The organism is Actinomadura monticuli, from assembly GCF_041463655.1.
GTDB lineage: Bacteria > Actinomycetota > Actinomycetes > Streptosporangiales > Streptosporangiaceae > Spirillospora > Spirillospora monticuli.
The window spans coordinates 144,994-159,006 of sequence record NZ_JAXCEI010000012.1 but is presented as its reverse complement, the minus strand read 5'-3'; the positions used below and the strand labels follow the sequence as shown (position 1 = coordinate 159,006).

Below are 14,013 nucleotides of genomic sequence, written 5' to 3'. Positions count from 1 at the left end.
TACCTACGGTGGAGCACATGAGCGCCTCAATGATCGACTGGAACCTGGCCGTCCAGGCCGGAACCCGGCTCGTCAGGCCAGGACCGCAGGTCAGCTATGACGAGGCACGTGACGTCGTGCAGGAGTTGCGCGACCTGTCGAAGCTCGCCCACGGGCATGTGCGCGACTTCACCGGCATGGCGTCCGAGCTCGATCCGGACCCGGCGACGGTCGTCGACAGGCCCGGCTGGATCCGCGCGAACGTGGACGGCTTCCGGGTGGTGCTCGAACCGCTCATCGAGCAGATGTCCGAGCGGCGTGGCCCCGGCCCTCTCGGCGGTGCGGGGAACGCGGTCGTCCAAGCGGTCGGCTCCCGTGTGACCGGCATGCAGGTGGGCGCGATCCTGGCCTACATGGCGAGCCGTGTTCTGGGGCAGTACGAGCTGTTCCTGCCACCGGACCCGACAGGACGCGCCGCGACAGGACGGCTGACTCTGGTCGCGCCCAACATCGTCCACGTCGAGCAGGAACTGGGTGTGCACTCGCGTGACTTCCGCCTCTGGGTGTGCCTCCACGAGGAGACGCACCGCGCCCAGTTCACCGGTGTCCCGTGGCTGCGCGAGTACGTCCAGGACCAGATGACCAAGTTCCTGCTCGCGTCGGACCTCGACCCCGGCGCGATGCTGGACCGCATCCGGGACGCGGCGGAGGCCGTGGCGGACGCGGTGCGCGGCGGCGACGCCAACCTCATCGACGCGATCCAGAGCCCGGAGCAGCGCGAGATCCTCGACCGGCTGACCGCGGTGATGACCCTCGTCGAAGGGCACGGCGACTACGTGATGGACGCGGTCGGCCCGGAGGTCGTGCCGTCCGTCCAGCAGATCAGGTCCCGCTTCCAGGGGCGGCGTGAGGGCGGCACCAAGCTCGACAAGACGATCCGGCGCCTCCTCGGCATCGACCTCAAGATGAAGCAGTACGCGGAAGGATCGCGGTTCGTCCGGCGGGTCGTCGCCGAAGTGGGCATGAGCGGCTTCAACCAGGTCTGGCGGTCGGCGGAGACGCTTCCCACGCACGACGAGATCAAGGAGCCCGCGCTGTGGATCGCCCGGGTGGTCGGCCCCAAGGCCATCGACACGCCGCCTACGGCCAACGAAGCCTGAGCGTCCGGGAGAACTGACGGAGGCCGGGCACCTGTACGGGGTCCCGTGGTGGTAGACGTTTCTCCATGGGGCCTGATCCGGCAGTGGCGGCGGTACGTCTCGCGGTGCGCGGGGTGCTCGCCGATCTGCCGCCAGGTGCAACGGTGGTGGCCGCATGCAGCGGAGGTGCCGATTCTCTGGCGCTCGCCGCCGCGCTCGCCTTCGAGGCGCCCAGGGCGGGACGCTCCGCAGGCGGCGTCACGGTCGACCACGGGCTGCAGGACGGTTCGGGCGAGCGTGCCGACGCCGTAGTCCGAACCATGGCCGACCTTGGGCTGGACCCGGCGGGCTCTATCGCGGTCACCGTCGACGGCCCGGGAGGCCCTGAGAACGCCGCCCGTGATGCTCGCTACAAGGCCCTCAACCGAGCGGCGGAGCGGCTGGAGGCCGCAGCCGTCCTCCTGGGGCACACGCAGGACGACCAGGCCGAGACCGTGCTGCTGGGGCTGGCGCGCGGGTCGGGTGCCCGATCCCTGGCCGGCATGCCGTCCGAGTTCCGCCGGCAGGATGTCCGCTATCTGCGCCCTCTGCTGGGGCTCAACCGCGCCACCACGCGCAAAGCCTGCACGGCGATGGGGCTGGAGCCCTGGGACGACCCGCACAACGTCGATCCCTCATACGCGCGCGTGCGCGTCCGGCACGAAGCCCTCCCCGCCCTGGAGAGGACCCTCGGCCCGGGAGTGGCCGAGGCCCTGGCACGGACGGCCAGGATGCTGCGCGACGACGCCGACGCCCTGGACGCCCTGGCCGCTCGCGCCTACACCGACCTGGAAGCGCCTGAGGACGGCTACAGCGCGGCCGTCCGCCTGGAAGGGCTCGGGGACCTGCCGAGAGCCGTGCGTACGCGCGTCTTGCGGATGGCCGCGGTGAAGGCCGGCAGCCCACCGGGTACGCTCGCGGCGGTTCATGTCGATGCGGTGGACCGGCTGGTCACGGCCTGGCACGGCCAGCGGCACGTGGATCTGCCCGGAGGGCTGTGCGCCGTCCGGCGTCACGGGAAGCTGCTGTTCGGCCCGGTCTGACCTCGCGGCGTGTGCGAATCGTCACACGGCGCGTCCGCCGCGCGCACCGCGTACACGGCGCGTGCGGCGGTGTCCGTCCTGCGTCCGTCCCACCGGACGGGCGGGAACTGAGCGATGAGGGTGGGACTGTGGACGAGAAGGACCTGGGCGCCGACCTGGCGAAGGTACTGATCCCCGAGAGCGACCTGCAGGCCAAGGTGCGGGAGCTCGCCGAGCAGATCGACGCCGACTACGCGGGCAAGGACCTGCTGCTCGTCGGGGTCCTCAAGGGCGCTGTCATGATCATGGCGGATCTGGCGCGGGCCCTGCGCTCGCCCGCCTCGATGGACTGGATGGCGGTGTCGTCCTACGGCTCCGGCACCAAGTCCTCGGGCGTCGTGCGCATCCTCAAGGACCTCGACACCGACATCATCGACCGGCACGTCCTGATCGTGGAGGACATCGTCGACTCCGGGCTGACCCTGTCGTGGCTGGTGAGCAACCTGCGTTCGCGTGGGCCCGCCTCGCTGGAGATCTGCGCGCTGCTGCGCAAGCCGGAAGCGGTCAAGACCGACATCGATGTGAAGTACACCGGTTTCGACATCCCTAACGAGTTCGTCATCGGGTACGGGCTCGACTATGCGGAGAAGTACCGGAACTTGCCGTTCGTCGGCACGCTCGCCCCGCACGTCTATGGCGGCGACGGCTCCTGAGCGTCCTGAGAGGGCCCGGCGGCGTCCGGACGGAGGTCGGCGTCCCAGATGGGGACGTCCAGGCCACAGGCGCGTGTACGGGGCCATCGGGCGGCCCAGGAGACGGCCCAGGGAACAAGGAACCGTGACGAATCGTTGCAAGGATCGTTGACGGGTATGTGGAAGGGATGCGGGAGAACGGCGTCGGCTGCGTCTCCTGCGCCTGCGGTGTACCGTCGGTGTCCCGGACCCTGGGTTCGGGGGGCCATATGAGGGAAGCCGCCACGGTGGGCCCGACACCTCGTGCGACGGGCCTTTCGTTGGACGCATTGTTGGTCGCAGTGGCGTTCGTCCCCCCGGGACGGGCGAGGATCGCACACAGACGTTGGTCAGGAGGGACGGGCCCCGTAGGGGTAACCGGATAAATGGACGTGAAGCGCTATTTTCGCGGGCCGCTGCTGTGGATCCTGCTGTTCGGCATCTTGGTCGCCCTCGTCATGTGGGGCGTCAACCCCGGCCGTTCGTTCGAGAAGGTGGACACCTCGAAGGTGGTCCAGGAGATCAACGCCGGCCAGGTGAAGTCGGCCAAGATCGTTGACAAGGACCAGCGGATCGAGCTGACCCTCCAGAACGACAAGCGCCAGCAGGCGTCCTGGGTCGACGGCCAGGGGCTCCAGTTGCAGCAGCAGCTGCAGAAGCAGGCCGACGCCGGCAAGCTGCCCGGCGGCTACAACGTTGATGTCCCCAAGCAGAGCTTCTTCCTGAACCTGCTGTTCAGCCTGCTGCCCATCGTGGTCATCGTGCTGATCTTCCTGTTCATCATGAACCAGATGCAGGGCGGCGGCTCGCGGGTGATGAACTTCGGCAAGTCCAAGGCCAAGCTCATCACCAAGGACACCCCGAAGACCACCTTCGCCGACGTGGCCGGGGCCGACGAGGCACTGGAAGAGCTGGAAGAGATCAAGGACTTCCTGCAGAACCCGGCGAAGTTCCAGTCCATCGGCGCCAAGATCCCCAAGGGCGTGCTGCTGTACGGCCCGCCCGGCACCGGTAAGACCCTGCTGGCGCGCGCGGTCGCGGGTGAGGCCGGCGTGCCGTTCTACTCGATCTCCGGCTCGGACTTCGTGGAGATGTTCGTCGGTGTGGGCGCCTCCCGCGTCCGCGACCTGTTCGAGCAGGCCAAGACCAACGCTCCCTCGATCATCTTCATCGACGAGATCGACGCCGTCGGCCGGCACCGCGGCGCGGGGCTCGGCGGCGGGCACGACGAGCGCGAGCAGACCCTCAACCAGCTGCTGGTCGAGATGGACGGCTTCGACGTCAAGGGCGGCGTGATCCTGATCGCCGCGACGAACCGTCCCGACATCCTGGACCCGGCGCTCCTGCGTCCCGGCCGGTTCGACCGCCAGGTCACCGTGGACCGTCCCGACCTGGAGGGCCGCAAGGGCATCCTGCGGGTGCACGGCCGCGGCAAGCCGTTCGCGCAGGACGTCGACCTCGACATCATCGCGCGCCGTACCCCGGGCTTCACCGGCGCCGACCTGGCCAACGTCATCAACGAGGCGGCGCTGCTCACGGCCCGCTTCGACCGCAAGCTGATCGACATGGACACCCTGGAGGAGTCCATCGACCGCGTCATGGCCGGGCCGGAGCGCAAGACCCGGGTGATGTCGGAGAAGGAAAAGAAGATCATCGCCTACCACGAGGGCGGGCACGCCCTGGTGGCGCACGCGCTGCCGAACTCCGACCCCGTGCACAAGGTGACGATCCTTCCGCGTGGACGGGCCCTGGGCTACACCATGACCCTCCCGATGGAGGACAAGTTCCTCACCACGCGCTCCGAGATGAACGATCAGCTCGCGATGCTCCTGGGCGGGCGCACCGCCGAGGAACTGGTGTTCCACGAGCCGACCACGGGCGCGGCCAACGACATCGAGAAGGCCAGCTCCATCGCCCGCAACATGGTGACCGAGTACGGCATGAGCGAGCGCCTGGGTGCGCGCAAGTTCGGCTCGGGCCAGGGTGAGGTCTTCCTGGGCCGCGACATGGGTCACGAGCGTGACTACTCCGAGGACATCGCGTCCGCGATCGACGACGAGGTCCGCCGCTACATCGAGGCCGCGCACGACACCGCCTGGGAGATCCTGGTCGAGTACCGGGACGTCCTGGACGAGCTGGTGGTCAACCTGATGGAGAAGGAGACCCTGTCGAAGGACATGGTGCTGGAGATCTTCGCGCCGATCCAGAAGCGGCCGCACCAGAACTCCTACACCGGCTACGGCAAGCGCCTCCCGTCCGACCGTCCGCCGGTGCTGACGCCCAAGGAGCTGGCCCTGCTCGGCCCGCAGGACGTCACCGACCTGACCAAGAACAACGGGCAGGGCGGCGTCACCTCCGAGGCGGTCGACCCCGCCCAGGGTGAGAGCTGACCGTCTTGGCGATTCCGTACGACGAAGCGCCGATGCAGGGTGACCCCCCGGGCGAGACCCTGCACGGCGGGCATTTCGATCACGCGCGTATCGAGAAGGCCGTGCGCGAGATCCTGATCGGCATCGGGGAGGACCCCGACCGTGACGGGCTGCGCGACACCCCCGCGAGGGTGGCGCGGGCGTACGCCGAACAGTTCGCGGGCCTCAGGCAGACGCCTGAGGACGCACTCACCACGGTGTTCGACGCCGACCATGAAGAGATGGTCCTGGTGAAGGACATCGAGGTCTACTCGGTCTGCGAGCACCACCTGGTGCCCTTCCACGGGGTGGCCCACGTGGGGTACACGCCCAACAAGAAGGGCCAGATCACCGGTCTGTCGAAGCTCGCCCGGCTGGTGGACGTGTACGCCCGCCGGCCGCAGGTGCAGGAGCGGCTGACGAGCCAGGTCGCGGACGCGATGATGAGCGTGCTGGAGCCGCGCGGCGCGATCGTGGTGATCGAGGCCGAGCATCTGTGCATGACGATGCGCGGTGTGCGGAAGCCGGGCGCGAAGACGGTGACGTCGGCGGTCCGCGGCGACTTCCGCGATCATGCCGAGACGCGGTCCGAGGCCATGAGTCTCATCCTGGGCCGCTAGCGGCGGCCGAGCCGCACCCCGGACCCTGAGCCGGCCTGAACGGGCCTCAGCGTCGAGCTGAGGCCCGTTCTGCTGGTTCGGGAGGGGCAGGGCGGGCGCGACCGGCGGGCGGTGGCGGCGCGCCGGGCCCTTGGCTTCAAGGCATAGGGTTGGGTGACATGACCTATGCCGTAGTTCCGGGGCTGCCCGAGCCAGGGCGCTGCCTCGTTATGGGCGTGGTCAACGTGACCCCCGACTCCTTTTCGGACGGCGGGGCCTGGTTCGATCCCGAGAAGGCCATCCGCCATGGGCTGGACCTCGCCGCGGAGGGCGCCGACATCGTCGACGTCGGAGGCGAGTCCACGCGACCGGGTGCGCAGCGTGTGTCGCATGACGAGGAACTGCGTCGGGTGATACCGGTCATAGAGGCGTTGAGCGCCGAGAACGTCCCGGTCAGCGTCGACACCATGCGCGCGGAGGTCGCCGAGGCCGCCGTGGGCGTCGGGGCCCGGCTCGTGAACGACGTCAGTGGCGGGCTGGCCGATCCGGACATGCCGCGGGTGGTCGCCGCCGCGGGCGTCCCCTACGTGGTCATGCATTGGCGCGGGCACAGCCACGACATGCAGACCCGCGCCGTGTACGCGGACGTCGTCGGCGAAGTCCGCGACGAGCTTCTGCGGAGGGTCGACGACGTCCTGCGGGAGGGCGTCGACCCCTCGATGATCGTGCTAGACCCCGGGCTGGGCTTCGCCAAGAGCCCGAAGGCGGGGCACAACTGGGCGCTCCTGGCCCGGCTCGACGCGCTGACCGCGACCGGCTATCCGGTGCTGGTCGGTGCCTCGCGCAAGAGCTTCCTCACGAAGTTGCTGGCCGCTCCGGACGGAACGCCCCGCGCGTTCGCCGAATGCGATGACGCCACTGTGGCCACCACGTCCTTGGCCGCTGTGGCCGGAGCATGGTGCGTGCGGGTCCACCGCGTCCGTCCCAACGCGGACGCGGTGCGCGTGGCGGCCGCCATCAGCGCGGCCCGCCCGTCCGATGGCGAAACCTCAGAACCGGCCGCGGCGGACGGTCGCGCCCAGCAAGGGAGACACCGCCTATGAGCCGTGCCGTGAACCGCGCCGACGTGGACGAGGTCCACGCCGAGTTCTACGCCGCGTTCGAGGCCGGCGACTTCGACCGGATGTCGGCGGTGTGGGCGGACGGCCCTTACGCCTCCGGTGTCTCGTGCGTGCATCCCGGCTGGACGATGCTCCGCGGACGTGAGGAGGTGCTGCGTTCCTGGGCGCTCATCATGGCCAACACGACCTACATCCAGTTCGTGCTGACCGACGTCGAGACGGACGTGTACGGCGATCACGCCGTGGTGACGTGCAAGGAGAACGTCCTCACCGCCGATGAGGACACCGAGGCGGGGTTCCTCGCAGGAGGAAGCATCGTCGCGACGAACGTGTTCGTACGGACGGACGGCGAGTGGCGGCTCCTGCTCCACCATGGTTCACCCGTCCTCAACGTCGTGGATGCGGAGGAAGAATGAGTCTCGACCGCATCGAACTGCGCGGCCTCCGGGCCCGGGGGCGGCACGGATGCCTGCCCGCCGAACGCGAGCTCGGGCAGGAGTTCGTGGTGGACGCGGTCCTCGGACTCGACACACGCCCCGCCGCCGCCGGGGACGACCTCTCGCGTACCGTCGATTATGGGACGCTCGCCGGGCGGCTGGTCGCCGTGGTCGAGGGCGACCCCGTCAATCTCATCGAAACGCTTGCCGACCGGCTGGCGACTATATGTCTGGAAGATAGGGCGGTGTCCGAGGTGGAGATCACCGTCCACAAGCCGAGCGCCCCCGTGCCGCACCCCTTCACGGACGTCGCCGTGAAGATCAGGAGGAGTCGCCCATGACAGCGTCCGACCGCATGCCCGACCGCACCGCCACCGGCGGGCACATGCTGGTCCAGCACCGTGTCGTGTTCTCGATCGGCAGCAACCTCGGGGACCGGATGGACAACATCCAGGAAGCGGTCGACACGCTGTTCGACGCGCCGGGGCTGAACTTCGTGGCGTTCTCCCCGGTCTACGAGACCCCGCCCTTCGCGCCGCCGGGGGAGACCATCCCCGAACAGGGCGACTTCCTCAACGTGGTGCTGGTGGCCGACACCCGCCTGCCACCGGAGAATCTGCTCGAACGCGTCCTCAACATCGAGAACTCCATGCGGCGGGAACGCGAAGTCCGCTGGGGGCCGCGCACCCTGGACATCGACATCGTCGTGTTCGGAGACGTCTCGTCCGACGACCCGGACCTGACGCTCCCGCACCCGCGTGCGCACGAGCGCGCGTTCGTGCTCGTCCCGTGGGCCGACATCGAGCCGGACGTACTGCTCCCCGGCCATGGCCGTGTCGGTGACCTGGCCCAGGCCAGGCAGTCCGAGGCCGGCCCGTCGGCCGTTCGCCGTCGGGACGACCTGTCCCTGCAGCAGCCTGCATGAAACCGTCCCGCCCGCTGTTCCTCACCGCCCTGGTGGTCGTCGTCGCGTTGGTCACCTGGGCGGTGCTGCGCTCTGCCTATATCGCGTTGCCGCCCCTGCCGTGGACGGCGGTGCCGACACTGCTGCTCCTCGCCCTCGGCGAGGGCTTCAGCGGCTGGAACGTGTTGCGTCGCATCCGCCGCAAGCCGGAGAAGACCCGCAGGCCGGAGGCCGGCCGCAAGTCGCCGAAACCGATAGAGCCCATGGCGGTGGCACGGCTCGCCGCCCTGGGCAAGGCGAGCGCGCACACCGCCGCCCTCATCGCGGGCGTCTTCGGCGGGTTCGCGGTGAACCTGGCGTCCCAGCTCGACAAGCCGACCCCGCGCCACGACTTCTTCGTCAGCGGCGCCACGTTCCTCGCGGCCGTGGTGCTGGTGGCGGCGGCGTTCTTCCTGGAGTACGCGTGCCGTGTGCCCAAGGACCCCGACGAAGAGGAACGCGACCGCCGGGCCTCCCGCGCCTGAGGCTCGCCTCCGGTTCACGGGGTCATGGGCAGAGGGTCATTTGTCGATGTCGCCCACGACGAAGAACATCGAGCCGAGGATGGCGATCATGTCGGCGACCAGGTTGCCCGGGAGCAGCTCCGTGAGGACCTGGATGTTGTTGAAGGACGCGGACCTCAGCTTCATCCGCCATGGGGTCTTCTCCCCGCGCGACACCAGGTAGTAGCCGTTGATGCCCAGGGGGTTCTCCGTCCAGGCGTAGGTGTGGCCCTCCGGGACCTTGAGAACCTTCGGCAGGCGCTGGTTGATCGGGCCGGGCGGCAGTTCGGCGAGACGCTCCAGGCAGGCTTCGGCGAGATCCAGGGACGCGTGCACCTGGTCGAGGAGGCATTCGAAGCGGGCCAGGCAGTCGCCCTCTGTGCGAGTGACCACACGGACGTCGAGGTCGCCGTAGGCGAGGTACGGCTCGTCCCGGCGGAGGTCGAAGTCCATACCGGAAGCTCGTGCGATGGGCCCCGACACGCCGTACTGGAGGATCTGCTCGCGGGTGAGGACGCCCACGCCTCTCGTGCGCGCGCGGAAGATCTCGTTGCCCATGATGATGTCGTCGATGTCGCCCATACGGGAACGGACATCGGAGACGGCCTTCCGCGCGCGCGCCGTCCAGCCGGCGGGGAGCTCGTCCTTCAACCCTCCGACCCGGTTGAACATGTAGTGCATGCGCCCGCCGGAGATCTCCTCCATCACCCGCTGCAACGCCTCCCGCTCGCGGAACGCGTAGAAGATCGGGGTGATGGCGCCGACCTCCAGCGGATAGGAACCGAGGAACATCAGATGGTTCAGCACCCGGTTCAGCTCGGCCAGGAGGGTTCTCCCCCAAACGGCGCGTACGGGCACCTCCATGCCGAGCATGCGTTCCACGGCGAGGACGACGCCCAGCTCACTGGAGAACGCGGACAGCCAGTCGTGCCGGTTCGCGAGCACGATGATCTGCCGGAAGTCGCGCACCTCGAACAGTTTCTCCGCGCCGCGGTGCATGTAGCCGACGATGGGCTCCGCGGCGGAGATGCGTTCGCCGTCCAGCGTCAGCTTCAGCCGGAGCACCCCGTGCGTGGACGGGTGCTGGGGGCCGATGTTGAGGGTCATGTCCTCGGTGGCGAGCTCCTTGGCGCCCGCACCGATCCCGACGATCCGTTCGGTGGTCATGGTCGCGCCTCCGCCGCTCCGATCACCGCTTCATGGTCCCATGGCGAGCGGTACTCGTTTTCCGGTTGACTAGGGGTCAATGAACGCGAGCCATGGCGAACCGCCGTACGAGCCCGCCGCGCAGCCCGGACCTCAGGGCGCGGCGCACCCGCCCGCGCCTTCCGGCCCGGGCCCTGGCGGTCAACCGCCAGGTCAGGTACCGGCACACTACCCGCCGCAGCAGACGCCCCAGCAAGCACCGCCCGTCTACCGGGCCGACCAGGCGTTCGCGCCCGGCGCCGGCCTCCAGTGGGCGCCCATTTCCGCGCGTCATGCCTGGCACAGGCTGCTGACCGCCGTTCTCTGGGCGATTCCCATCGGCGGTGTGGGCGCGTTCATCGTGTGGAGGAACGGCGGCGTGGTCGCCGCCGTCATGTGGGTCGCCGCCGTCGTCCTCGGGGTGGCCGTGACGTGGCTGGTCGCCGAACTGGACCGCAGGGCGTACGGGTACGCCGAGCGTGCGGACGACCTCATCGTCACGCACGGCGTGTTCGTCAAGCGCCTCATCGTCGTCCCCTACGGGCGGATGCAGTTCGTGGACGTCACGGCAGGGCTCCTCGAACGGTGGATGGGGATCGCCACCGTCCGGATGCACACCGCCGCCGCCGCTACGGACGCGACCCTTCCGGGCCTGCCCACCGCCGAGGCCGCCCAACTGCGCGACCGCCTCGCCCAGAAGGGCGAGGAACGGAGCATGGGGCTATGAGCGGCCCCTACGGCCCGTACGGTCCGCCGCCAGGGCAACCCGGCCCTGGACCCTATGGCCCGCCCGGACGCCCCGTCCCCGGGCCCGGACCCTACGGGCCCCAAGGCCGTCCGGGCCCGCCCTACGGCCCGCCGCAGCCGCCGTACGGGCCTCCCGGCCCGCCTCGACCGCCCGGCCCGCCGGGGTACGGTCCGCCGCGCCCGCCGTACGGTTACGGCCCGCAGCCAGGGCGCCGCCCACCGATCCGGTTCTCCGAGGGCACGCACAGGCTGCACTGGGCGACGACACCACTGCGTGCCTTCATCTTCCTCATCATCTACTTCGTCTTGCTCGGCTTCCCTCTGCTGCTGACCCAGACGGACAACGGCATCACCCTGGCGCTCACCCCCGAGGTGATTCTCCGGTTCATCGTCGTGACCATCCCCATGGGGTTGATCGCGGTGGGGACGGGCCTGTGGACGTGGCTCGCACTCCGTTTCCGCATCGACAACGACGATCTGGTCGTCGAGACCGGGCTCCTCCGCAAGAACAAGCGCCGCATCCCGCTCTCGCGCATTCAGGCCATCGACCTCGTCCGTCCCTTGGTGACGAGGGTGTTCGCACTGGCGGAAGTCCGGGTGGAACTGGCCGGCGGTGAGCAGAGCGAGATCGCCCTCCGCTACCTGGGACGGCACTCCGCCCAGCAGTTGCGCGCCGAACTCCTCGCGCGCGCCGCCGGACTTCCGGGCCAGACGCCCGAGGCGCCCGAACGGCACGTGTGGCGCGTACCGTTCGGCGCGCTGTTCGGGTCGCTCCTCGTGCGGCTGCCCGTCCTGGGAACCGCCCTGCTCTTCCTGGCATCGCTCATCTTCCTGGTGATGTACGCGGAGGGCGGCATGCTGGCCGTCACCATTCCGGTCCTGCTCGGGCTCATCCGGGCGGTGATCGCACCCCTGGTGATGTACGCCAACTTCACCGTCGCCATGTCACCGGACGGGATCCGCCTGCGCTACGGGCTCCTGGAGACTCGCATGCAGACGCTGCCGCCGGGACGCGTCCAGGCCGTCAGCATCGTCGAGCCGCTGATCTGGCGGAGCCTCGGCTGGGCCCGTGTCGAGATCACCGTCGCCGGTTACGCGGGCGAGCGCCAGGCGCTGTCCTCGACCCTGCTCCCCGTCGCGCCCCGCCACGTCGCGATGCACCTCGTCTCGCAGGTCTTCCCCGGGACGCACGTGGACGCCGTCGCCCTCGTCCCCGCATCCTCCAAGGGCGTGACGATCGACCGCGCGGACGGGGCGGGCACGGACGACGTCGTCTTCGTGACCCGGCACGGCTGGCCGTGCCGCCGTACCGACGTGATCGCCCACGCGCGCGCGCAAAGCGTCCGGCTCACCGTGAACCCGGTTCAGCGGCTCCTCGGTCTGGCCACCGTCCACGTCGACGCGCCGCCAGGCCCCGTGCAGGTCGCCGCCGCCGACCGCGATCTGGGGGAGGCCCGCGCGATCGTCGAGAGCACCGCCCGCCGGGCCCTCGCCGCCCGCCGCGCCGGCGGCGGGGACCCGACCCGCTGGGCCCGCTGACCCGGCTTTTCCACAGAATTTCGTTCTACTGCCCGACCTTCGCGCGTTCCCGCACCATGGGAGTCGCCTCCGACGGCCCGTCGTCATAGGTGAGCGCGACGTATCCGTGAGGGCGGCGGCGCTTGCCAGAGACGGCTGCCTGGCCGGCCCCCGTCATAGCGACGACCGCCGCGTCGTCGGTGGCCACGCCGCAGACGACGTCCCCAATCGACGCGGACGCCCCGACGAGTGCGGAACTCTGATCATTTTCTCTCCCAACGAAACGGGGACCAGAGCAGGGGGCGTGCCACACCCGCGCTAGTCCCTCCGCGTTCGCCGGCATGGCGGCATGCCCTCCGGCAGGTGGGAGATCAGCCGGTCGCATGTCGCGGAGGGGCGGGGTGCGCTTATCTTCAGAACATGAGCGATGTGGCGTATGACCCCTGGTCGCCCCAGTTCGTGGCGGATCCGTACCCGGCGTTCGCGTGGCTCCGGCGGGAGCGGCCGGTGTTCTTTCACGAGGCCACCGGCCAGTGGGTGATCAGCCGGTACGAGGACGTCGACGCGTTGCTGCGGGACCGGCGGCTCGGACGGTCGTATCTCCATATCGCGAGCCACGAGGAGTTCGGGCAGGAGCCGGAGGCCGACTTCCTCAGGCCGTTCTGGGATCTCGTCCGCGCCGGGATGCTGGACGTGGAGCCCCCCGCGCACACGCGGCTGCGGCGCCTCGTGTCCAAGGCGTTCACCGCGCGGATGGTGGAGGGCCTGCGCCCGACGATCCAGCGGCTCGCCGGTGAGCTGGCCGCGGCGTTCGCCGCGAAGGGCGGCGGCGATCTGCTCGCCGAGGTCGCCGAGCCGCTGCCGGTGAACGTGATCGCCGAGATGCTCGGCGTCCCCGTCGAGGACCGGCCCCTGCTCCGCCCGTGGTCGGCCGACATCTGCGGCATGTACGAACTGAACCCGCCGGAGGACGTCCAGCGCACCGCGGTCCGCGCCGCCGTCGAGTTCTCCGACTACCTGCGCGGTCTCGCGCGCACCCGGCGGGACGAGCCGCGCGACGACCTCATCACCGCGCTCGCCCAGGTCGCGGACGAGGACGACCGGCTCACCGAGGACGAGCTGATCGGCACCTGCGTCCTGCTGCTCAACGCCGGGCACGAGGCCACGGTCAACGCGACCGGCAACGGCTGGTGGTCGCTGTTCCGCAACCCCGGCGAGCTGGAGCGCCTCCGCGCTGACGCGTCGCTCATCCCCACGGCCGTCGAGGAACTGCTGCGCTACGACACCCCGGCTCCCATGTTCGAACGCTGGGTGCTGGAGGACATCACGGTCGGCGGGGTCGACATCCCCCGGGGCGCGGAAGTGGCTCTGCAGTTCGCGTCCGCCAACCGGGACCCGGACGTGTTCGCCGATCCGAACCGGTTCGACCTGTCCCGCGACCCGAACCCGCACATCACGTTCGGACTCGGCGTCCACTACTGCCTGGGCGCTCCGCTCGCCCGCATCGAACTGGCCGAGTCGTTCGGCGCGGTGCTGCGTGCGGCGCCGGACCTTCGCCTTTCCGAAGAGCCCAAGTGGAAGCCCGGATTCGTCCTGCGCGGCCTGCAAGCCCTCTACGTGGAAGTCTGACGCCGCGCAGCCG

Annotated in this window: 14 protein-coding genes; 13 read left to right on the top strand and 1 reads right to left on the bottom strand. The window is 69.8% G+C overall.

From position 1 onward, the window contains the following. Positions 1-29 precede the first annotated feature (29 nt). From SM611_RS26130 to SM611_RS26085, 10 genes are all read left to right on the top strand, one after another. A complete protein-coding gene (locus tag SM611_RS26130; protein ID WP_371952726.1) occupies positions 30-1,139 on the top strand; it encodes an Rv3626c family coenzyme F420 biosynthesis-associated protein in 1,110 nt (369 codons plus the stop codon). 65 nt (positions 1,140-1,204) lie between these two features. Beyond that, positions 1,205-2,200 carry a tRNA lysidine(34) synthetase TilS gene (gene tilS / locus SM611_RS26125; RefSeq protein WP_371952614.1) on the top strand — a complete coding sequence of 332 codons (996 nt, stop codon included), beginning with the start codon at positions 1,205-1,207 and terminating at the stop codon, positions 2,198-2,200. A gap of 128 nt (positions 2,201-2,328) precedes the next feature. After that, positions 2,329-2,892 carry a hypoxanthine phosphoribosyltransferase gene (hpt, locus tag SM611_RS26120; protein ID WP_371952612.1) on the top strand — a complete coding sequence of 188 codons (564 nt, stop codon included), beginning with the start codon at positions 2,329-2,331 and terminating at the stop codon, positions 2,890-2,892. Between the two features lie 404 nt (positions 2,893-3,296). Next, positions 3,297-5,300, top strand: coding sequence for an ATP-dependent zinc metalloprotease FtsH (gene ftsH / locus SM611_RS26115; RefSeq protein ID WP_371952611.1), 2,004 nt, complete (start codon positions 3,297-3,299; stop codon positions 5,298-5,300). A gap of 32 nt (positions 5,301-5,332) precedes the next feature. Continuing rightward, positions 5,333-5,938: a GTP cyclohydrolase I FolE gene (gene folE, locus SM611_RS26110; RefSeq protein ID WP_371952610.1), complete on the top strand. Its 606-nt coding sequence runs from the start codon at positions 5,333-5,335 to the stop codon at positions 5,936-5,938. 158 nt (positions 5,939-6,096) lie between these two features. Continuing rightward, entirely contained in the window at positions 6,097-7,020 is a 924-nt protein-coding gene (gene folP / locus SM611_RS26105) for a dihydropteroate synthase (RefSeq protein ID WP_443112142.1), read from the top strand. Beyond that, the gene (locus SM611_RS26100) at positions 7,017-7,454 is read left to right on the top strand and encodes a nuclear transport factor 2 family protein (RefSeq protein WP_371952609.1); all 438 of its coding nucleotides are present in this window, start codon (positions 7,017-7,019) and stop codon (positions 7,452-7,454) included. The genes folP and SM611_RS26100 overlap by 4 nt, the downstream gene beginning before the upstream one ends. After that, on the top strand, positions 7,451-7,816 hold the full coding sequence (gene folB / locus SM611_RS26095; RefSeq protein ID WP_371952607.1) for a dihydroneopterin aldolase: 366 nt from the start codon (positions 7,451-7,453) through the stop codon (positions 7,814-7,816). Before SM611_RS26100 ends, folB begins: the two co-directional genes overlap by 4 nt. Continuing rightward, positions 7,813-8,400, top strand: a complete 588-nt coding sequence (gene folK, locus SM611_RS26090; RefSeq protein WP_371952606.1) for a 2-amino-4-hydroxy-6-hydroxymethyldihydropteridine diphosphokinase — start codon at positions 7,813-7,815, stop codon at positions 8,398-8,400. The genes folB and folK overlap by 4 nt, the downstream gene beginning before the upstream one ends. Next, a complete protein-coding gene (locus SM611_RS26085; RefSeq protein ID WP_371952604.1) occupies positions 8,397-8,903 on the top strand; it encodes a DUF3180 domain-containing protein in 507 nt (168 codons plus the stop codon). Before folK ends, SM611_RS26085 begins: the two co-directional genes overlap by 4 nt. Positions 8,904-8,939: 36 nt before the next feature. Here the strand turns inward: SM611_RS26085 and SM611_RS26080 are convergent, their stop codons facing one another. After that, positions 8,940-10,088: an NADH-quinone oxidoreductase subunit D gene (locus tag SM611_RS26080; RefSeq protein WP_371952602.1), complete on the bottom strand. Its 1,149-nt coding sequence runs from the start codon at positions 10,086-10,088 to the stop codon at positions 8,940-8,942. Positions 10,089-10,167: 79 nt separating this feature from the next. On the opposite strand from SM611_RS26080, the gene SM611_RS26075 reads away from it, so the two are divergent. The 3 genes from SM611_RS26075 to SM611_RS26065 all read left to right on the top strand — a co-directional run bounded on the left by SM611_RS26075 (position 10,168) and on the right by SM611_RS26065 (position 14,000). Then, entirely contained in the window at positions 10,168-10,833 is a 666-nt protein-coding gene (locus SM611_RS26075; protein WP_371952600.1) for a PH domain-containing protein, read from the top strand. Between the two features lie 326 nt (positions 10,834-11,159). Then, positions 11,160-12,392, top strand: a complete 1,233-nt coding sequence (locus tag SM611_RS26070) for a PH domain-containing protein (protein ID WP_371952599.1) — start codon at positions 11,160-11,162, stop codon at positions 12,390-12,392. 399 nt (positions 12,393-12,791) lie between these two features. Further along, complete coding sequence (locus SM611_RS26065; protein WP_371952597.1) at positions 12,792-14,000, top strand: cytochrome P450; 1,209 nt, start codon at positions 12,792-12,794, stop codon at positions 13,998-14,000. The last annotated feature ends 13 nt before the right edge of the window (positions 14,001-14,013 follow it).